The following is an 18,631-nucleotide window of genomic DNA, read 5'->3' as shown; positions in this document are numbered from 1 at the left end:
GCAAGACAAGCTTGGCCCTGCACGCCAGCCCTGCCAAATCGGACGGCCGGATTCGCGGAATGCACCAAATGCAAGCAGACAGGCGGATTCCAGCCACATGTTTCTGGTAACTTAATTACAATAGCAAGCTGGTTACGAGAAAACCTTGGCAATGAGCGCCGCCGACTCCCCAAAATCCGACCGCACGGCCCCGATCCTCGATTGGCTGGCCACCGACCTCACTGCCGATGCAGATCTTGAGCTGGCGGCCCTCGTCCGTCACCTCGACGATCTCGGTCGCCCGGAGATCAGCCGCAACCAGTTCCATCGCTGTCTCGATCTGCTCCACACCCGTGCGCTGGCGATCAGCAAGATGCATCGCGAGCGCTTCGCCGTCGCCACCCTGCCCCTCTCGGTAAGCCTCCACCGCTCCGCCTCCCGGCTCGTGGCCGCCCTCGGAAAGGTTGCCTCAGGCTATGGCGAAGTGCTTGCGGAAGTGCAGCACCGGCTCGTCCGGACGATGCGCCGCAATCCGGAAGTCATCAGCGCCAAGGCGCTGGAAATCCTCGGCGAGCAACTGACCATCGCCCACCTGGCCGGCAACAGTGCGCCTTTCGAGTTCTGGCAGCGGGCCCACGGCTTTTTCCAGGGCAGTCGCGCCGAATCACCCGCCGACGCCAAGGCAGGCGGCATTCCCGAGGCAACCCTCAAGGCCTACAAATACCTGCTGGCCTTCGTCGCAGCACAACCGGAAGGGCTGACCAGCGCCGAAATCAGCTGGCTTTCCGAATTCCTCTCGGCCAACGCCAAGTACGTGACGATCCGGCACTCGGTGCCGAGCGATCCAGGGCATGGCTGGCTGTGGATCGATCTCGATCAGGACGCCCCGCCGGTTTCAATCAACCGCCGCGACCCGCCGGCCGTCGACGGCCTCATCTATTTCACGGCCGAAGAACTCGCCCGTCGCACCACTTCGCTGATCGAGCAACTCGAAGGCGAAGGCCCCGAGCCCGCCAACCTTCCCGCCGGCCTGTCCCGTTCGGCAACGGCAACGCTGCTCCGGCGCGTTCGCGAATACTGGGCATCGCCTCCGCACCGCGAGCACGCACGGCGCCGCAATCAGTACGCCGTCAGCGTCTGCAGCGGCCTCGAGACCATCTGGAAGATGCTTCGCGAACCCGGGACGGCCCGCCAGAACCGCTACGCCTCCGAATGGATGGTCGTTAACGAAAGCCCGACCGGCTATGCCGTGATGCAGGTGACCGGGACGGCCAACAATCTGACTCCGGGCATCGCCATTGCCATCCGGCGAAGCGATGAGGAACCCTGGTCGCTGTGCATCGTGCGCTGGATTCGTACCGAAACGCCGGAACAGATAGAGCTGGGCCTGCAGGTCATCGGCAACGCCGCCAAGCCGGTTTCGGTGGGCTTCCGTAACGCCGAGCAATTACGCCCCATGCGCCCCGCACTGGTGCTTCCGCCCGTGGCGGCCCTGGGGCGCCAGCAGGCGATCCTGGCGCCAGCGGGCACCTATTCGGCACGGCGCTTCATGCTGGTGTCCGACGTCCAGCGCCTCTATATCGCCCAGGGGCGGCTTCTCAGCCTCGACATCCAGACCCCGGCTGTCGAGCTGTTCCAGTACGAGATCGACCCCTACCCGCTCTGACCCGAGCCAGTGCGCCCGCCGCCGCTGGCTGCCAGGGTCGCAAGCGTGACGGACGCCGACGCGTCCAGCGCGGCAAGCACATCGTGCCAGCAGGCATCGACCGCAGCCCCGGCTGAGGTGGTGACGGGCTGCGGTTGAATCAGGCTGTTCCAGCCAAACAGGCGACCGATCTCCCCCGCCTGAACATCCTCCGCAGCCCGGGCAAGCAGCCATCCGCCCTGCTCGCGTCGGGCCACGATGCCCGCCATCTCCAGCATCTCGAGCAATTCCTGGATCTCGCCGTGACCACACCGGCCGGCCACCGACAGCCGGGCCACATCCCGACTCGCCCCCGCGCGCTGGGCCAGCGCCAGCTCAACCAGCAGCAACAAGGCCACATAGACCCGCCGCCCCGGAAACGCCGGCAGCGGCCGTCGCAGCACGTCACGTTCGGGCAGCACAGCGGCAACTACCGCTCCCAGCAGGACCACAATCCACGACAGGTAGAGCCACAACAGGAAGATCGGCACCACCGCAAACGCCCCATACACCAGCGTGTAACTGGGAAAATGACTCAGATACAGACCAAAGAGCCGCTGCATCACCACGAAAGCCAGCGCCGCCAGAAAACCGGCCAGGGCAGCATCCGAAAACCTGACGCTGCAATGGGGCACCACGTAGTAGAGCGCAGTGAACACGCACCCAAGAATCGTCACAGACACCACCCGCAGCCGCGCGGCTTCAAGCCAGACCGGCTCGTTCATGAGGTCGAGGGACATGCTCAGCATCGCCGTTGCGAGAAACACCCCACCCGCCAGCAGCAGGGGACCGAACGACAGGGCCACCCAGTAAGCCGCGAGGCGCGTCGCCCACGGACGGCGACTGCGCACCATCCAGATCTGGTTGATGACCGTGTCGATCGTCCGCATGAGCATCACCGCCGTGACGACCAGCACCAGCGCGCCAACGATGGTCAGATTGGTGGCCTTCTGGCTGAACTGGAATGCGTAGGTCGCGATCACCTTGCCGGCTTTCTCGGGCAGCAGGTTGTCGAGCAGAAAGCCCCGCAGCGCCGCATCCAGCTGCGCCGACTGGGGAAACTTGCTGAGCACCACCGCGACCAGGGTGATGAAGGGCACCAGCGAGAGCAGCGTAGTGAAAGCAAGGCTGCCAGCCACCTGCGCACAGCGCCCATCCTGAAAGCGCTGCCAGATGACGCGCAGCAGATGCGCCGCGGACTGCACAAGCGAGTCGCCCGCGGGCGCGACTTCCGCTTGAGGGTCGGGCCGGGAGTCAGCGGGGGAATTCATTTACGTATAATGCCCTTCCGTTCTACAGGCCCCACCATGCAGGAAATCCTCGTTCTCTATTACAGCCACCGTGGCTCCGTGCGTGCCCTTGCCGAAGTGATCGGGCGCGGCATCGACTCAGTTCCCGGCGCCGCAGCCCGGCTGCGAACCGTACCACGCATCTCCGCGGTCTGTGAGGCCACCGAGGCCGACATCCCGGCGCGCGGCGCCCCGTATGCGGAGATGTCGGATCTGGAGGAATGCATCGGTCTGGCGCTGGGCAGCCCCACGCGCTTCGGCAACATGTCGGCGCCAATGAAGTATTTTCTGGATGGCACGGCGGGCCCGTGGCTGTCGGGCGCCCTGGCCGGCAAGCCGGCCTGCGTATTCACCTCGTCAGCCAGCCAGCACGGGGGTCAGGAAAGCACGCTGCTATCGATGATGACACCGCTTCTGCACCACGGCATGGTGATCGTCGGCCTGCCTTTTTCAGAGCCTGACCTGACCGGCACCGCCAGTGGGGGATCGCCCTACGGCGCCACCCACGTGGCCGGGAAAGACGAAAACACCCGCCTCACCGAAGAAGAAAAGCGCCTCGCCTTTGCCCTGGGCAAACGTCTGGCCGAAACCGCCCTGAAGCTCGCACCCCAATGAAACCCAAGACCCTCTCGCTGATCGCCATCATCTCGCTGCTGGCCCTGATTTCCCTTTGCCTGGCGTGGGAAGCGATCCTCGCCCCGCTCCGACCGGGCGGCTCATGGATGACCCTCAAGGTACTGCCGCTGATGGTGCCGCTCTTCGGCATCCTGCGCGGAAACCGCTACACCTACCAATGGAGCACGATGCTGATCCTGCTCTACCTGACGGAAGGCGTGATCCGCACCAATGACGCCCCGCCGGGCAACCTGCTGGCGCTGGCCGAGGCTGCGCTGAGCGTCATCTTCTTCATGGCCGCGATGCTCTACGCCCGCGCCACCGCGCCGTCCCGGCTGGCCCAGGCGCCGCAGCGCGACGCCTGAAACCCGAACCCGCAGGTCAGACCTGCGGGTTCACCCGCTCGATGTTGCTCTGCAGCTTGTTGAGCGCGTTGAGATAGGCCTTGGCCGACGCGACGATGATATCGGTGTCGGCGCCCTGACCATTGACGACACGACCATCCTTCGACAGGCGCACGGTCACCTCGCCCTGGGCATCGGTGCCAGTGGTGATCGCGTTGACCGAATACAGCAGCAGCTGGGCGCCGCTCTTCGCGATCCCTTCGATCGCCTTGAAGGCCGCATCCACCGGGCCGGAACCCGAGGACTGGACGTTCTCCTCCTTGTTGCCCACCGACAGGGTCACGCGGGCGCTCGGCTCTTCGCCGGTTTCGGAATGGAAGGCCGCGGAGAGCAGACGGAAGTGCTCTTTCGGCTCGGAGCTTTCGTCGCTCATCAACGCCTGCAGATCCTCGTCGAAAATCTCGTGCTTCTTGTCGGCCAGGGCCTTGAAGCGGGCGAAGGCGTGGTTGAGCTGCTCTTCGGATTCGATCACCACGCCGAGCTCCTGCAGACGGGAGCGGAAGGCGTTGCGGCCGGAATGCTTACCCATCACCAGCTTGTTGGCAGACCAGCCCACGTCCTCGGCCCGCATGATCTCGTAGGTTTCGCGATGCTTGAGCACCCCATCCTGATGGATGCCGGATTCGTGAGCAAAGGCGTTGGCGCCGACGATAGCCTTGTTCGGCTGCACCGGGAAGCCGGTGATCCCCGACACCAGCTTGGAGGCCGGCACGATGTGGGTGGTGTCGATGCGGGTGTCGCACTGATAGATGTCGCGACGGGTGCGCACGGCCATCACCACCTCTTCGAGAGAGGCATTGCCGGCACGCTCGCCGAGACCGTTGATGGTGCATTCCACCTGACGGGCACCGGCACGCACGGCGGCCAGCGAATTGGCCACCGCGAGACCCAGGTCATTGTGGCAATGCACCGACCACACCACCTTGTCGGAGTTCGGCACGCGCTCGATCAGGGTACGGATGGTCGCCGCGAACTGTTCGGGGATGTTGTAGCCGACGGTATCAGGCACGTTGATCGTCTTGGCGCCAGCCTTGATGACTTCCTCGAAGATGCGGCACAGGAAGTCGATCTCGGAGCGACCGGCGTCTTCGGCCGAGAACTCCACGTCGTCGGTGTATTCACGCGCCCAGCTGATCGCCTTGACTGCTGCCTCGACCACCTGGTCAGGCGCCATGCGCAGCTTCTTCTCCATGTGGATCGGGCTGGTGGCGATGAAGGTGTGGATGCGGCTCTGGGCGGCCGGGCGGATGGCCTCGCCGGCGCGGCGGATGTCGTTCTCGTTGGCCCGGGCCAGCGAACAGATCCGCGATTCCTTGATCGCCTCGGCCACCGCGCGGACGGCTTCGAAGTCGCCATTGGACGCAGCGGCAAAACCGGCCTCGATCACGTCGACCTTCATGCGCTCGAGCTGGCGGGCGATCCGCAGCTTTTCATCCCGAGTCATCGACGCGCCAGGGCTCTGCTCGCCGTCGCGGAGGGTCGTATCGAAAATGATCAACTGGTCGTTCATGATGGGCTCCTGCCGAGTCTCTGTAATTTGATTGGGCAATGGCCCGGCCGTTCAATGGGCCGGACGGAATTCGGATTGGAATGAAAACGGTCGGGCGAGCAGCACGCATGCCGCGCACTGCATCCCGACGGATCAGGGCTGGGGGTCGGCCTTGTCGGCCACCGCGGCGCTGCGCTTGCGCCCCTTCAGGAGGTTCCAGGCACCGAGCACGTAGCCCGAGGCGGCGTAGCACAGGAACAGGCCGAACAGCACCCCGGGCGGATAGCTGGAAACCAGCAGCAGACCGATCACGAAGGCGATGATGACGATGAAGGGCACGCTCTTGCGCAGGTTGATCTCCTTGCCGCTGTAGAAGAGCACGTTGCTGACCATCGAGATGCCGGCAAAGATTGTCAGCGCGCATGCGTACCAGCGGATGTCGGGGCCGGCGATGCCGTTGTCGATCATCACCCACACCAGGCCCGCCACCAGGGCCGCCGCCGCAGGGCTGGGCAGCCCTTGAAAGTAGCGCTTATCCACCACGTCGATGTTGGTGTTGAAGCGGGCCAGCCGCAGGGCCGCGCCGACGCAGTAGATGAAGGCTGCCATCCAGCCCAGCTTGCCCATGCCCTTGAGCGCCCATTCGTAGACGATCAGGGCCGGCGCCGCGCCGAAGGAAACCATGTCGGAAAGGGAGTCGTACTCGGCGCCGAAGGCGCTCTGGGTCCGGGTGAGGCGCGCCACACGGCCATCGAGGCCGTCCAGGACCATGGCAATGAAGATCGCCACCGCCGCCTGCTCGAAGAGCCCGTTCATCGCCTGCACGATGGCATAGAAGCCGGCGAACAGCGCAGCGGTCGTGAACAGGTTGGGAAGGATGTAGATGCCCCGGCGACGCCGCTCGGGGTTGAGCAAGGGCTTACGGGATTGCAGATCGGCCATGGATTCGGGCGATGAATGGAACCGGACGGAATTGTAACGCAGGAGAATCCGCCTAACCTGAAATGGCACCCAAAAGGGTTTCAATCCAGGCGGGACTCCGGAAACGACACGGGGGACTTTCGTCCCCCGCGCGTCAATCAAGACAGCTCAGATCAGTTCTTGGACTGGTCGACCAGCTTGTTGGCCTTGATCCACGGCATCATGTCGCGCAACTGGCCACCGACCACTTCGATCGGGTGAGCAGCGTTCAGACGACGACGGGCGGTCATGGACGGGTAGTTGGTCTTGCCTTCCAGGATGAACATCTTGGCGTATTCGCCGGTCTGGATGCGCTTCAGGGCGTTGCGCATGGCTTCGCGGGACTTCTCGTTGATGACTTCGGTGCCGGTCACGTACTCGCCATACTCCGCGTTGTTGGAGATGGAGTAGTTCATGTTGGCGATGCCGCCTTCGTACATCAGGTCAACGATCAGCTTCAGCTCGTGCAGGCACTCGAAGTAGGCCATTTCCGGAGCGTAGCCGGCTTCGGTCAGGGTCTCGAAGCCCATCTTGACCAGCTCGACAGCGCCGCCGCACAGGACAGCCTGCTCGCCGAAGAGGTCGGTCTCGGTTTCTTCACGGAAGTTGGTCTCGATCACACCACCCTTGGTGCCGCCGTTGGCAGCAGCGTAGGACAGGGCGATGTCGCGGGCCTTGCCGGACTTGTCCTGGTAGACGGCGATCAGGGTCGGCACGCCGCCGCCCTTGAGGTATTCGGAGCGGACGGTGTGGCCCGGGCCCTTCGGGGCGACCATGATCACGTCCAGGTCGGCACGCGGCACGATCTGGTTGTAGTGAACGTTGAAGCCGTGGGCGAAGGCCAGGGTGGCGCCCTGCTTGATGTTCGGGGCGATGTCGTTCTTGTAGACGTCCGGCTGGGATTCATCCGGCAGCAGGATCATGACGACGTCGGCGACCTTGACGGCCTCGGCAACTTCCTGAACGTTGTGACCAGCAGCCACAGCCTTGTTCCAGGAAGCGCCATCCTTGCGCAGACCGACGGTCACATTGACGCCGGATTCCTTCAGGTTCTGGGCGTGGGCGTGGCCCTGGGAGCCGTAACCAACGATCGTGACCTGCTTGCCCTTGATCAGGGAGAGGTCGGCGTCCTTATCGTAAAAAACCTTCATTTCTTGCCTTTCTGACAGAAGATGAGCAAATCAAGGGGCGACGCGAGATGCGAGGATTCGCTGCGCCCCGAACATTAAACCTTCAATACCCGCTCGCCACGACCGACGCCGCAGATCCCGGAACGCACGGTTTCGAGGATCAGGGCCGGTTCGATCGCACTGACGAAGGAGTCGAGCTTGGCCTGGGTCCCGGTCAGCTCGATGACGTAGCTGGCGTCCGTCACGTCGATGATGCGCCCGCGGAAGATGTCCGCCAGCCGCTTCATTTCCTCCCGGTCCTTGCCGGTCGCCCGCACCTTGATGAGCATCAGCTCACGTTCGATGTGGGCGGACTCGGAAAGGTCAACCACCTTGACGATTTCAACCAGCTTGTTGAGCTGCTTGGTGATCTGCTCGACGATGTCGTCCGAACCGGAGGTGACGATCGTCATGCGGGAGAGGGAAGCATCCTCGGTGGGGGCCACCGTGAGGGATTCGATATTGTAACCCCGAGCGGAAAACAGGCCGGAAACGCGGGAAAGCGCACCGGATTCATTCTCGATGACAAGGGAGATGACGTGTCGCATAGTCTTGGTGTTAGGCAGTTGCATCAGCCCGCGCAGCCACTGGGCGTCGAGCGGAGTCGATGGATCGGGCCGGCGGCGTGAAGTCTTCACCACGGCCGGCCCGCCGTTATCAGAGATCCTCGGCCGACAGGATCATGTCGGTCAGGCCCTTGCCGCCCTGGACCATCGGATACACGTTTTCGGTCTGATCCACCTGGATGTCGAGGAAGACGAGGTCGGTCTTGCGCTGGAAAGCCTCGCGCAGCGCGCCTTCCACGTCACCCGGCTTGTCCACGCGGATGCCGACGTGCCCATAGGCTTCGGCCAGTCGGGCGAAGTCGGGCAGTGCGTTCATGTAAGACTCGGAGTAGCGGTTGCCGTGGAAGATCTCCTGCCACTGGCGGACCATCCCGAGATACCGGTTATTGAGCATCACAACCTTGATCGGCAGACGGAACTGCTTGCAGGTGGAGAGCTCCTGGATGTTCATCTGGATCGACGCCTCGCCGGTCACGCAGGCGACGGGCGAGCCCGGATGCGCGAGCTGCACGCCCATCGCGGCCGGTAGGCCGAAGCCCATGGTGCCGAGGCCGCCGGAGTTGATCCAGCGACGCGGCTTGTCGAACTTGTAGTACTGGGCAGCCCACATCTGGTGCTGACCCACGTCGGAGGTCACGAAGGCGTCGCCGCCGGTGACTTCCCACAGTTTCTGGATCACGAACTGCGGCTTGATGAGCTCGTCGCCCTGATTGAACTTCAGGCAGTCACGACGGCGCCACTCCTCGATCTGCTTCCACCACACGCCCAGGGATTCCTGATCGTTGGTCTCGGCACCAGCGTCGAGCATGGCGAGCATTTCGCCGAGCACCTCGCCCACGTCGCCGACGATGGGCACATCCACCTTCACGCGCTTGGAGATGGACGACGGATCGATGTCGATGTGGATGATCTTGCGGGGCTCTGACGCGAAGTGCGCCGGGCTGCCGATCACGCGGTCGTCGAAGCGGGCACCCACGGCGAGCAGCACGTCGCAGTAGTGCATGCCCATGTTGGCTTCGTAGTTGCCGTGCATCCCGAGCATGCCCACATACTGGCGGTCGGTGGCCGGATAGCCGCCGAGGCCCATCAGGGTGTTGGTGCAGGGAAGGCCGAGCTTGCGCACCAGCGCGGTGAGCTTGTCCGCCGCGTTGCCGAGCACCACGCCACCACCGGCATAGACCATCGGGCGCTTGGCTTCGAGCAGCAGCTGCAGGGCCTTCTTGATCTGCCCCTGGTGCCCCTTGACGACGGGGTTGTAGGAGCGCATCGAGACCGTCTGCGGGTATTCGAATTCGCACTTCTGGGCGGTGATGTCCTTGGGGATATCGACCAGCACCGGGCCGGGGCGACCGGTCTTGGCGAGGTAGAACGCCTTCTTGATGGTGTCGGCGATCTCGCGCACGTCACGCACCAGGAAGTTGTGCTTCACGCACGGACGGGTGATCCCAACCGTATCCACTTCCTGGAAGGCATCCTGGCCGATGGCGCCCACGGGCACCTGACCGGAGATGATCACCAGCGGGATCGAGTCGCAGTAGGCGGTGGCAATGCCGGTCACGGCATTGGTGGCACCAGGCCCCGACGTCACCAGCGCAACACCGACCTTCTCGGTAGAGCGGGCGTAGCCGTCGGCAGCGTGGATCGCGGCCTGCTCGTGACGCACGAGCACGTGGCGAACCTTGTCCTGCTTGAACAACTCGTCGTAGATGTAGAGAACGGCTCCACCGGGATAACCGAAAAGATAATCAACCTTTTCTTCCTGGAGACACCTGATTACAATTTCCGCACCGGTCAATACCATCTATGCACCCGAAGCTGTCTCGGCAATGTAAAACGTCGAACCATACCGCCGAGGCAGCAATTGGTCAAGGCACGCCATCGTGCTCCACGAATGAACACAGCGTCCGCACCCTCGGTGCAGACTACCGGTTGCTGCGCCCCGGCGGCGCGCTTTCCCGACTCCAGAGGATTTTCTCCTGCCCTCCCGCCTCGAACTATCGGATTTTCTCGCGAGCGTCGAAAAACGGGCTTTCAAGCAGGCCCTGTTTGCCGTGCGCAACGAAGAATCGGCCCTCGACATCGTCCAGGACGCGATGATGAAGCTCGCCGAAAAATACGGCGACAAGCCCCTCGAAGAGCTGCCGATGCTCTTCCAGCGCATCCTCCAGAACGTCATCCGCGACTACTACCGCCGCCAGAAGGTGCGTAGCCTGTGGACAACTCTCCTGTCCGCCTTCTCGGGACCAGAGGATGACGAGCACGATCCGCTCGAAACCATCGAGTCCGCCGACAGCGAGCACAAGAGCGAATCGCCCCAGGCGCAACTCGAACAACGCCAGACCCTTGGTGTCATAGAAAAAGAAATCGAAAAGCTTCCGCCACGTCAACGCGAAGCCTTCCTCATGCGTTACTGGGAGGAAATGGATATCGCCGAGACCGCAGCGGCAATGGGGTGCTCCGAGGGCAGCGTGAAAACGCACTGCTCCCGGGCAACGCACACCCTTGCAGCGGCGCTTGCAGCAAAGGGCATCACGTTATGAATCAACACGACCTTCAGTTCCGGATCCGGCAACATCTGAACGCATCCACGCGTGAACTCTCGCCGGACATCACCAGCCGTCTTCACAAGGCCCGCCAGAAAGCGCTCGACCGGCAGAAGGTCGCCGTTGGCGGCTTGAGCCTCGCCGGCATCGGCAACCTGTTCTCGAACTACATCGCGCCGAAAGGCCGGTCTGCCTTGGCGATGCTGCTGATCATTCTTGCCGTCGTGGGCAGTGGCTTCCTTGGCGAGCTACAGCGCACTGCCGAGATGGAGGAACTGGACAGCGCCCTCCTCGCAGACGATCTTCCCATTGACGCCTACCTGGATCGCGGATTCGACGCATGGGTTCAAAACGACTCGCCCGAGTAACCGCAATCCTCGCGATTGCGTGCTCCACATCTGCCCTTGCATCCCCGCCCCTGAAGGCGCCGTCCTGGAATGAGCTGAGCCCGGACCAGCAACGCACGCTGGCACCGCTCGCCAAGGAATGGAACGCACTCTCTGACGAGCGCAAGCGCAAGTGGGCGGGTATTTCCGAGCGTTTCCCCGGCTACACGCCGGAGGAGCAGTCACGCCTTCAGGGCCGGATGGAAACCTGGTTCTCGCTGACGCCGGAACAGCGGGCTGTTGCCCGCGACCAATACCGCAACCTGCAACGGATCCCGCCGGAGCAGCGCGAAGCCCTGCGCCAGAAGTGGAACACCTACAAGGATCTGCCCAGCGAAGAGAAGCAGCGCTTTGAGGAAGCCGCCAAGACGCCGCCAGCCAAGGTAGCCATTCCAAAGATAGGCGCGCCTCCCATCAAGCCGCTGACCGCTCCGCCGCCGCCACGCCCGGCCGTGCCCAGGATCGTCATCAAGAAACCGGTCGTCGAAGCACCGACCGCAGCAACCGCCGCACCGGCGGCTGCAGAGACACCCACCTCCTCCGTGCCTGCGGCCATCGAGCCCCCCGTCACCGCATCCGCCGCACCGGCCGTCGGCACGTCGGCAAAACCCTGATCCAACCAATGCCCCCAATGCAAACAAAGCCGACGGCCAAGCCGTCTGCGCGGCAATCTGCCGAACTGGCCGGCATTCGCCGCCGACTAGCCAGCATGCTTTATGAAAGCCTGCTCCTCCTCGGCGTGCTGGCGCTCACCTTCATGGTACCGCTGCTCATCCTGGGGGTTGGGACCAACTACACCCCGGAAGGCGGCTTCCTGTGGGCGTACGTCTTCGTGGTACTGGGTGGGTATTACCTGTGGTACTGGCGCAGGGGCGGCCAGACGCTGGCGATGCAGACGTGGAAACTGAGGATCGTCGACCTGGATGGCAAGCCCGTCACCACGGGCCAGGCTGCACTGCGCTATGTGCTGGCGTGGCCATCGGTGTGTTTTCTTGGCGTAGGCCTGATCTGGGCGCTACTCGACCGGGACCGCCAGTTCCTGCACGATCGCCTTGCCGGCACCCGGATCGTCCTGCTGACGACCCCACAATAATCGGCATGAACGGAGCGCTTAGCGGCGCTCCACCCACCACATCATCACCGCCGCAGCGAGCAGAAAAGTGACGCTGGGCGTCAGCGCCGCGACGGCCGGCACCCATCCGTTGATCACGCCCAGGTTTGAGAACAGGCCGTTCAGCAGATGAAAACCGACCCCGATCATGATCCCCGAGAACACCCGCAGGCTCACCCCGCCCATGCGCGTCTGCATGTAGCCGAAGGGTAGCGCCAGCCCCATCATCACCAGCGCGGCAAAGGGGTAGGCGAGTTTCTTCCAGAGGGCGATCTCGTAGCGCGTGGTGCGCTGATTGTTCTCCTCCAGGTGACGGATGTAGGAATACAAGGTCTCGACCGACATCCGCTCCGGCACCACCATCAGCACCGACAGCACATCCGGGGTCAGTTCGGATTTCCAGAGCAGACTGTCGAGCTTTCCGGTTTCGGTCCGATCAGGCAGGAAGCGGGTCTGCGCCACATTGGTGAGACTCCAGCCGGTACTTTCGTCATAGACACCCTTCTCGGCCTCGCTGATCGAAAGCAGCACCGCCCGGTCGTCGAATTCATACAGACGCACACCCTGCAGCGTGGTGTCCGGCAGCACGTTGCGCACGTTGACGAAGCGTCGGCCGTCGCGAACCCACAGGCCGGTGCGCAGCTCCTGCGAGACCATCGAGCGGGTTGCCGCCAGCCGCCACTGCTGGGCCGCGCGCTCGGCCGGCGGAGCGAGGTACTCGCCAAAAATGAAGGTGATCACCACGAACACGCTGCCAATCGACAGCAGGCCAAGCAGGAAGCGCCGCGTGGACAAGCCAGAGGCCCGAAGCACGGTGATCTCGGAATGCCGGGCGAGGGTCGTCAGTGCGTAGAGCGTACCGATCAGCACCGCGATGGGCATCAGTTCATAGACCCGGCCGGGCATGATCATCGCGACGTAAATCGCCGCGTGATGAAGCATGTAGCCCCCCTTGCCGATCTCGTCGAGCTCGTTGACGAGATCGAAGAACGCGAACAGCCCGAGGAAAGCCAGCAGGACGAGGAACACCGCCGCGTAGATCTCGCGGCTCAGGTAGCGGATATAAACGGGAATCATCAGCGCCTCCGCCAGCGCGCAAATACGCTGATCCGCCGGTAGAACAGGATGGCCAGCACACCGAGCATCGCCAAGTGGGGAATCCACAGCCCCACATCGAAGCGCAGGCGCCCCTGCCCCACCCAGGCCTGGCAGACGCTCACCGCGTTGCTGTAAATCAGATAGACGAGCACCGCGAGGATCAGGTTGTTGGTCCGCCCGGCGCGGGGATTGACGAAGGAAAGGGGGATCGCCAGCAGCGACAGCATGATCGCCAGTACCGGCGTGCTGATCCGAGCCAGCAGTTCGCCCCGGCTGCGGTCATCTGCGCTCTTGATGAGCGCCGGCAAGGCGAGGGTCTTGGGCTGACGGGGCGCCGACTGCGCCTCCCTGGATTCCATCAATATCTGATACCGCTCGAACTCCATCACCCGATAACTCGGCGTGCCGGGCGTGCCTTCGTAGCGCCGGCCACGCTCGAGCACCACATAGCGGTTGCCGGTCGCATCGACTTCGGTGTGGCCTTCCGACGCGACCATCACGCCGAGCCGGCCGTTCTGCATGCTGCTCGCGAACACGTTGCGGGCACGGCCTTCCTCGCCCGACAGCGCCTCGACGAAAAACACCCGCTCACCGCCAGAGGATTCGCGGAACAGGCCTGGCGCAACCCGCGAGACATCGTCGCGGTTGCTGAGCTGCTCTTTATATTCCACGCTCTTCTTCTGAGCCCAGGGCGCCACGAAGAGCGACAGCGCGGCGATCAGCACCACCACCGGCAGCGCAAAGCGCAGCACCGGCCGCACCCACGCGGTAAGCGGCAGGCCGCTGGAGAACCACACGACCATTTCGGAATCCCGATACCAGCGGGAAAGCGTCATCAGCACGGCGATGAAGATCGTGAGCGACAGCACCACCGGCATCTGCGCAACGGCGCCGAAACCGATCAGCGCCAGCACGGCGTCGGCCGGCACGCGACCACCCGCGGCCTGACCAAGCAGGCGGATGAGCACGGTGGAAATCAGGATGGCGAACAGCGCCACGAAAACCGCGACGGCGTTCTGGGTGAATTCGCGCTGGGCGGCTCTGAGAAAAATCATGCGGAGAAGGGGTCTTGCGTTGCCGGACAGCCGTTTTGACGTCCGCCAGGGTGCCGGCCATAATGGCGCGATGTCCCAATGACGCGTGTTTCCAAGGAGAAGCGGGTGGAATTTACCATAAAGGCCGGATCACCGGAAAAACTCAAGAGCGACTGCGTCGTTGTCGGCGTGTACGCCGGCAGCGATCTGACCGCATCCGCCAAGGCCCTCGACAAGGCTGCCGACGGCGCCATCACCGCCCTGGTCGCCCGCGGCGAACTCGACGACAAGGTCGGCGCCACGCTGATGCTCCACGACCTGCCCGGCATCGCCGCACCCCGTGTGCTGCTGGTGAGCCTCGGCAAGGCCGACGAGCTCACCGACAAATCCTACCGCGATGCCGTCGGTGCCGCTGCCAAGCAGCTCGCCGGCTCGGTGGCCGCGGATGCCGCGTTCATCCTCACCGAGACCGAACTGCCCCACCGCGATCTCGCCTGGCGTATCTCCCAGGCCGCGCAGATCCTCAAGGACAGCACCTACCGCTGCGACGAGCTCAAGTCCAAGCGCGAGGAATCGAAGAAAGGCGTGAAGAAGGTCGTCTTCATCGCCAAGGCCAAGGACACCGCCCCGCTCGAAGCCGCCCTGCGCCGTGGTACCGCCATCGCCGAAGGCATGGCCCTCGCCAAGACCCTCGGCAACCTGCCCGGCAACGTGTGCACGCCCACCTACCTTGCCACCACCGCCCGCAAGCTCGCCAAGGATCACAAGATCAAGGTCGAGGTGCTCGAAAAAGGCGACATGGAAAAGCTCGGCATGGGCGCCCTGCTGTCGGTGGCCCGTGGTTCCCACGAACCGCCCAAGTTCATTATCCTCAACTACAAGGGCGGCAAGGCCAAGGACAAGCCGGTCGTGCTGGTGGGCAAGGGCATCACGTTCGACAGCGGCGGCCTCTCGCTAAAGTCAACTGAGGGTATGTTTGATATGAAGTACGACATGAGCGGTGCAGCCTGTGTCCTTGGCGCCATAAAAGCCATAGCCAAACTTGGTGAAGAGATAAATGTTATTGGCTTAATTCCAGCCACAGAGAACATGCCCGGAGGAAGCTCAATCAAACCAGGAGATATAGTTACATCCATGTCCGGAAGTACTATTGAAATCCTAAATACGGATGCCGAAGGCAGAATAATTTTAGCAGACGCTCTTAGCTATTCAAAACTATTCAATCCTGAGTATGTAATCGACGTCGCAACACTCACAGGGGCGACGGTAATCGCTCTTGGAACAAAACGGGCGGCACTTTTCACAAACTCAAGTGAACTGCAAGAAGCGCTCACCAAAGCTGCAAATAATTCAAACGACTTTTGCTGGTCAATGCCTCTGGACGATGAATATTTTGAGAATTTATCCACAAATTTCGCGGACATGGCCAACGTTGGCCCTCCCGAAGGAAGCTTTGGTGCATCAGCCTATTTTCTAAGTCGATTCACCCAGGACGTCAAATGGGCCCATCTCGACATAACAGGCGTTGCCTGGCAAAGAGGAAAAGACAAAAGAAGCACAGGAAGACCTACGCCATTATTAATTCAATTCTTGATCGATCATTGCAACGCAAAAAAACCGTAACAAAAGGACTCGCATAATGAGATCAATCTCACCCGGCCGTCTACGATTCTTGGTGTACTCTTTGCTATTTATAATCGGCGGCGCAACAACTGCTTTTGGAGTTCTCGCAGGCAACGACGGAACTTACAACCTAATCGCACAGGCTGGATCGTCACTACTTGGCGTGACATTAGCTTTTCTAATAACATCAACAGTCGGCGACGAATTGACTGACTCACTTAAAAAATTACTAACGAAACCTCGCTTCACATCACCAAGCCCAAACTTAAGCAAATACGTTGGAACTTGGTATTGCTACTACAGAACCGAAGACAATGGAATTCCGCTATGGATGCATGCAACTGCAACACTTCGCCTTTCGTCAGATGAAATTGGCCTTCATGGCGAACTATCCTGCCATTCCGACAACAAAGGGGAAACAACCTACGAAATCGAGGCTGCCTTTAGAGGAAAAACACTAGTAATATTTGGATCATCCTCCGACGAAAACGAGGAACCATCTATAGATATTTTGCCGTTATTTATGTCGGCGCACAGAGAGTTTCATTGCGGTTTCGTCATACACGAAACTTACGACGCTCACAGACCAATGCGACTCAGTCCAACAATATACTCTCAAGCCCCTCGCCACAAAATAACAACAAAAGGCCCCGTTGATGACGAAGCAGCCGAAGAACTTTTCAAAGACTGGAAATCTCAACTTGACAAGCAATATTGCATCGATGAACTTTTATGAAAAAATTTAGAGCAAGCAGAAGACACAAAAAAACAATTCAACAATACCTATTTTACGACAATTACAAATCCAACAATTCAACCATTACCATTTCATCTGAAAAAGCAGAAGCATCAGATATTGATGAGCTACTAGAGGTAGTATCAAAAAGTAGCCATACCTCTGCGGCACACGCGATCGTAATTGGATGCGGAGATGCAACTCTCGAAATAGAAGCTGCAAAATACATAAAAACAATAAGACACATAACACTTATAGATCAATCTAAATCAATGCTCGCAATCGCCAGCATCAATTGCCGCAACGCGCAATTACCTAACACTACGCTAAAAGGAGATTTTTTCTCTTCAAGAATCATCAAGAAAATTCAACAAATATCGAGACACCAAAGTGCCATCATATTTTTAATTGGGGGCACATTCTCAAATTACCCGACAAAAAAAATGATCGCTTTCTTAAAGAAAATCTTAATAAATCAGACTACATTAATATTAGACTATGGCGCAATCCTAAATAATGGCACCAACAATAAGAAAAAATTATTAAACAAACAAATTCCATCAAACTGCTTGGCATTTTACGAAAGAGGGCTTAGTCAAACCGGCTTAACCCCAAACAAGTACAAGACAAACATCAAAATCTCAACAATAAAAAAGCAAAACCATTTAGCAAGACTGTTTATTTCAAAAAGAATACAAAAAAAACCCAAGGACGCACCACAAAACTTAAGACTATATACAATTAATTACTATACACCTTCAATTCTTGAAGAAAAATTGGCCAAAAGTAAAATTAAAGTCGTATTCTCCAACGAGGAGAGCAAAAAGGCCGTATCTGAATACGGTCGATACTTTTGCATAATGAATAGGCGCACAAACTGAGGGCTAATGCACAGCTATCAGGGCGAAGTTACTACACTCCGTCCAAAGATAGCGCCATTGGGAGTCTAGCAAAGTCCGATTTAAAGAAGGTGATTCTGGCTTTAAGAAGCGATTGTCAGACGAGCAGACTTTTTTTTGCAACAAACGGAAGCCAGGGTGGGAATCTAGGGCTCCCGCAGCTACCCGCATGACATCAATCGTCCTCATCCTCATCGACGTCAAACCCCAGCAGGGTTGCCCGAAACTCGTCGGAGTTGGCAGCCAGCAGGCGCTTGGTCTTGATGCTGGTCTTGACGGAGGTGTTGAGCCGGATGAGGTTCAGGGCGATGTGGCGGACCAGTGCGAGGTTGTGGGCCACATGGCCTGCGCGGGCACGGGCATAGTCGTCGCCGAATTGAACGTCCAGGCACCAGTGAAGCCGGTTTTCCACTTCCCAATGGCTTCTCACGGCGTGCATGAATTTCTCGGCATCGGGGGCAAAGCTGCTGATGTAGTAACGCCGCTCGACGCTGGTCTTCTCACCGACGGTGCGGGTGCGCTCGACCACGGCAAAGCTCTTCAGATCGCGCCACTGCTCGCCCTTGTAGAGCCGATCGCGGGCTTCGAAGGCCCAGCAACGCCGCCACTCGTCTCGGCCATGCCCGCGGTTGCGGCTCTCCCAGGTCGAGACCGCCTGCAGCGCACCGCCCACACCGGCCTGAGCCAGCAGGATCGAGTCGAGCAGCTTCGGATGGTTGTCCTTCACGCACAGCACGTAATCCGCACCGCGCTCGCGAATCTCGCTGGCGATGGCCGTCTGGGTACCCATCGCATCGATGGTGACGATGCAGCCGGCCACGTCCAGCGTGCGCAACAGCTGCGGAATCGCGGTGATTTCGTTGGATTTCCGATCGGTGGCGACCTGCCCGAGCACCAGACCGACTTCGGCAGCAAAGGCGCTGACCATGTGCAACGGCGCCGCTGCCGCCTTGCTCGTCGTGCGCCGGCTCGTCTTGCCGTCGATGGCGATCACCTGCTCCTGCCGCAGCGCCGGAATCACCCCAGCCACCCATTCACGAAACGCC

The 18,631-nt window shown here is 60.8% G+C and carries 19 protein-coding genes; 10 read left to right on the top strand and 9 right to left on the bottom strand.

Annotation, left to right across the window (positions count from 1 at the left end; translation table 11 throughout):
• The first annotated feature begins 151 nt into the window (after positions 1 to 151).
• Complete coding sequence (locus tag Q0672_RS13745) at positions 152 to 1,645, top strand: hypothetical protein (RefSeq protein WP_298623022.1); 1,494 nt, start codon at positions 152 to 154, stop codon at positions 1,643 to 1,645.
• Here the strand turns inward: Q0672_RS13745 and Q0672_RS13740 are convergent.
• The gene (locus tag Q0672_RS13740) at positions 1,633 to 2,934 is read right to left on the bottom strand and encodes a YihY family inner membrane protein (RefSeq protein ID WP_298623020.1); all 1,302 of its coding nucleotides are present in this window, start codon (positions 2,932 to 2,934) and stop codon (positions 1,633 to 1,635) included. The two genes, Q0672_RS13745 and Q0672_RS13740, sit on opposite strands and share 13 nt — an antisense overlap.
• Positions 2,935 to 2,970: 36 nt before the next feature.
• Between Q0672_RS13740 and wrbA the strand changes: the two genes are divergently transcribed.
• The gene (gene wrbA, locus Q0672_RS13735) at positions 2,971 to 3,567 is read left to right on the top strand and encodes an NAD(P)H:quinone oxidoreductase (RefSeq protein ID WP_153161677.1); all 597 of its coding nucleotides are present in this window, start codon (positions 2,971 to 2,973) and stop codon (positions 3,565 to 3,567) included.
• Complete coding sequence (locus Q0672_RS13730) at positions 3,564 to 3,932, top strand: DUF2069 domain-containing protein (protein WP_153161678.1); 369 nt, start codon at positions 3,564 to 3,566, stop codon at positions 3,930 to 3,932. Before wrbA ends, Q0672_RS13730 begins: the two co-directional genes overlap by 4 nt.
• 16 nt (positions 3,933 to 3,948) lie before the next feature.
• On the opposite strand, the gene Q0672_RS13725 is transcribed toward Q0672_RS13730, so the two are convergent.
• From Q0672_RS13725 to Q0672_RS13705, 5 genes are all read right to left on the bottom strand, one after another.
• Positions 3,949 to 5,481, bottom strand: a complete 1,533-nt coding sequence (locus tag Q0672_RS13725; RefSeq protein ID WP_153161679.1) for a 2-isopropylmalate synthase — start codon at positions 5,479 to 5,481, stop codon at positions 3,949 to 3,951.
• Between the two features lie 132 nt (positions 5,482 to 5,613).
• Positions 5,614 to 6,402 (bottom strand): CDP-diacylglycerol--serine O-phosphatidyltransferase, encoded by a 789-nt coding sequence (pssA, locus tag Q0672_RS13720; protein WP_153161680.1) that lies wholly within the window; start codon positions 6,400 to 6,402, stop codon positions 5,614 to 5,616.
• 152 nt (positions 6,403 to 6,554) lie between these two features.
• Positions 6,555 to 7,571: a ketol-acid reductoisomerase gene (gene ilvC, locus Q0672_RS13715; protein ID WP_153161681.1), complete on the bottom strand. Its 1,017-nt coding sequence runs from the start codon at positions 7,569 to 7,571 to the stop codon at positions 6,555 to 6,557.
• A gap of 74 nt (positions 7,572 to 7,645) precedes the next feature.
• Positions 7,646 to 8,137 carry an acetolactate synthase small subunit gene (ilvN, locus tag Q0672_RS13710; RefSeq protein ID WP_153161802.1) on the bottom strand — a complete coding sequence of 164 codons (492 nt, stop codon included), beginning with the start codon at positions 8,135 to 8,137 and terminating at the stop codon, positions 7,646 to 7,648.
• Positions 8,138 to 8,246: 109 nt separating this feature from the next.
• Positions 8,247 to 9,956, bottom strand: a complete 1,710-nt coding sequence (locus Q0672_RS13705; RefSeq protein WP_298623017.1) for an acetolactate synthase 3 catalytic subunit — start codon at positions 9,954 to 9,956, stop codon at positions 8,247 to 8,249.
• Between the two features lie 175 nt (positions 9,957 to 10,131).
• On the opposite strand from Q0672_RS13705, the gene Q0672_RS13700 reads away from it, so the two are divergent.
• From Q0672_RS13700 to Q0672_RS13685, 4 genes are all read left to right on the top strand, one after another.
• Positions 10,132 to 10,695 carry an RNA polymerase sigma factor gene (locus Q0672_RS13700; protein ID WP_153161683.1) on the top strand — a complete coding sequence of 188 codons (564 nt, stop codon included), beginning with the start codon at positions 10,132 to 10,134 and terminating at the stop codon, positions 10,693 to 10,695.
• A complete protein-coding gene (locus Q0672_RS13695) occupies positions 10,692 to 11,066 on the top strand; it encodes a DUF3619 family protein (RefSeq protein WP_153161684.1) in 375 nt (124 codons plus the stop codon). The genes Q0672_RS13700 and Q0672_RS13695 overlap by 4 nt, the downstream gene beginning before the upstream one ends.
• Positions 11,039 to 11,698 carry a DUF3106 domain-containing protein gene (locus Q0672_RS13690; protein ID WP_298623015.1) on the top strand — a complete coding sequence of 220 codons (660 nt, stop codon included), beginning with the start codon at positions 11,039 to 11,041 and terminating at the stop codon, positions 11,696 to 11,698. The genes Q0672_RS13695 and Q0672_RS13690 overlap by 28 nt, the downstream gene beginning before the upstream one ends.
• Positions 11,699 to 11,793: 95 nt before the next feature.
• Positions 11,794 to 12,177, top strand: a complete 384-nt coding sequence (locus Q0672_RS13685; protein WP_367179962.1) for an RDD family protein — start codon at positions 11,794 to 11,796, stop codon at positions 12,175 to 12,177.
• An 18-nt stretch (positions 12,178 to 12,195) separates the two neighbouring features.
• Here the strand turns inward: Q0672_RS13685 and lptG are convergent, their stop codons facing one another.
• Both lptG and lptF read right to left on the bottom strand, forming a co-directional pair.
• Complete coding sequence (gene lptG / locus Q0672_RS13680; protein WP_298623013.1) at positions 12,196 to 13,272, bottom strand: LPS export ABC transporter permease LptG; 1,077 nt, start codon at positions 13,270 to 13,272, stop codon at positions 12,196 to 12,198.
• Positions 13,272 to 14,348: an LPS export ABC transporter permease LptF gene (lptF, locus tag Q0672_RS13675; protein WP_153161688.1), complete on the bottom strand. Its 1,077-nt coding sequence runs from the start codon at positions 14,346 to 14,348 to the stop codon at positions 13,272 to 13,274. Before lptF ends, lptG begins: the two co-directional genes overlap by 1 nt.
• A 105-nt stretch (positions 14,349 to 14,453) precedes the next feature.
• Here lptF and Q0672_RS13670 point away from each other — a divergent pair, with 105 nt between their 5' ends.
• The 3 genes from Q0672_RS13670 to Q0672_RS13660 are packed head-to-tail and all read left to right on the top strand — an operon-like array spanning position 14,454 to position 17,567.
• The gene (locus Q0672_RS13670; RefSeq protein ID WP_298623012.1) at positions 14,454 to 15,950 is read left to right on the top strand and encodes a leucyl aminopeptidase; all 1,497 of its coding nucleotides are present in this window, start codon (positions 14,454 to 14,456) and stop codon (positions 15,948 to 15,950) included.
• 52 nt (positions 15,951 to 16,002) lie between these two features.
• Positions 16,003 to 16,686 carry a hypothetical protein gene (locus tag Q0672_RS13665; protein ID WP_298623011.1) on the top strand — a complete coding sequence of 228 codons (684 nt, stop codon included), beginning with the start codon at positions 16,003 to 16,005 and terminating at the stop codon, positions 16,684 to 16,686.
• Positions 16,683 to 17,567: a hypothetical protein gene (locus Q0672_RS13660; protein ID WP_298623010.1), complete on the top strand. Its 885-nt coding sequence runs from the start codon at positions 16,683 to 16,685 to the stop codon at positions 17,565 to 17,567. Before Q0672_RS13665 ends, Q0672_RS13660 begins: the two co-directional genes overlap by 4 nt.
• A gap of 193 nt (positions 17,568 to 17,760) precedes the next feature.
• Here the strand turns inward: Q0672_RS13660 and Q0672_RS13655 are convergent.
• Positions 17,761 to 18,631 (bottom strand): ISAs1 family transposase (locus tag Q0672_RS13655; RefSeq protein WP_298623009.1); only part of this gene is annotated, 871 nt, incomplete at its 5' end.

The organism is uncultured Zoogloea sp. (genome assembly GCF_937894855.1).
In the GTDB taxonomy this organism is placed as follows: Bacteria; Pseudomonadota; Gammaproteobacteria; order Burkholderiales; family Rhodocyclaceae; genus Zoogloea; species Zoogloea oryzae.
This window is presented reverse-complemented; position numbering and strand designations above follow the sequence as displayed.

Bases quoted from the DNA above. Each gene is read 5' to 3' on its own strand.
- Q0672_RS13685 (WP_367179962.1), top strand. From the start codon at position 11,794: ATGCTTTATGAAAGCCTGCTCCTCCTCGGCGTGCTGGCGCTCACCTTC.
- wrbA (WP_153161677.1), top strand. From the start codon at position 2,971: ATGCAGGAAATCCTCGTTCTCTATTACAGCCACCGTGGCTCCGTGCGT.
- pssA (WP_153161680.1), bottom strand. From the start codon at position 6,402: ATGGCCGATCTGCAATCCCGTAAGCCCTTGCTCAACCCCGAGCGGCGT.
- lptG (WP_298623013.1), bottom strand. From the start codon at position 13,272: ATGATTCCCGTTTATATCCGCTACCTGAGCCGCGAGATCTACGCGGCG.
- Q0672_RS13730 (WP_153161678.1), top strand. From the start codon at position 3,564: ATGAAACCCAAGACCCTCTCGCTGATCGCCATCATCTCGCTGCTGGCC.
- Q0672_RS13690 (WP_298623015.1), top strand. From the start codon at position 11,039: ATGGGTTCAAAACGACTCGCCCGAGTAACCGCAATCCTCGCGATTGCG.
- Q0672_RS13725 (WP_153161679.1), bottom strand. From the start codon at position 5,481: ATGAACGACCAGTTGATCATTTTCGATACGACCCTCCGCGACGGCGAG.
- Q0672_RS13660 (WP_298623010.1), top strand. From the start codon at position 16,683: ATGAAAAAATTTAGAGCAAGCAGAAGACACAAAAAAACAATTCAACAA.
- Q0672_RS13745 (WP_298623022.1), top strand. From the start codon at position 152: ATGAGCGCCGCCGACTCCCCAAAATCCGACCGCACGGCCCCGATCCTC.
- Q0672_RS13705 (WP_298623017.1), bottom strand. From the start codon at position 9,956: ATGGTATTGACCGGTGCGGAAATTGTAATCAGGTGTCTCCAGGAAGAA.
- Q0672_RS13740 (WP_298623020.1), bottom strand. From the start codon at position 2,934: ATGAATTCCCCCGCTGACTCCCGGCCCGACCCTCAAGCGGAAGTCGCG.
- lptF (WP_153161688.1), bottom strand. From the start codon at position 14,348: ATGATTTTTCTCAGAGCCGCCCAGCGCGAATTCACCCAGAACGCCGTC.
- ilvN (WP_153161802.1), bottom strand. From the start codon at position 8,137: ATGCGACACGTCATCTCCCTTGTCATCGAGAATGAATCCGGTGCGCTT.
- Q0672_RS13695 (WP_153161684.1), top strand. From the start codon at position 10,692: ATGAATCAACACGACCTTCAGTTCCGGATCCGGCAACATCTGAACGCA.
- ilvC (WP_153161681.1), bottom strand. From the start codon at position 7,571: ATGAAGGTTTTTTACGATAAGGACGCCGACCTCTCCCTGATCAAGGGC.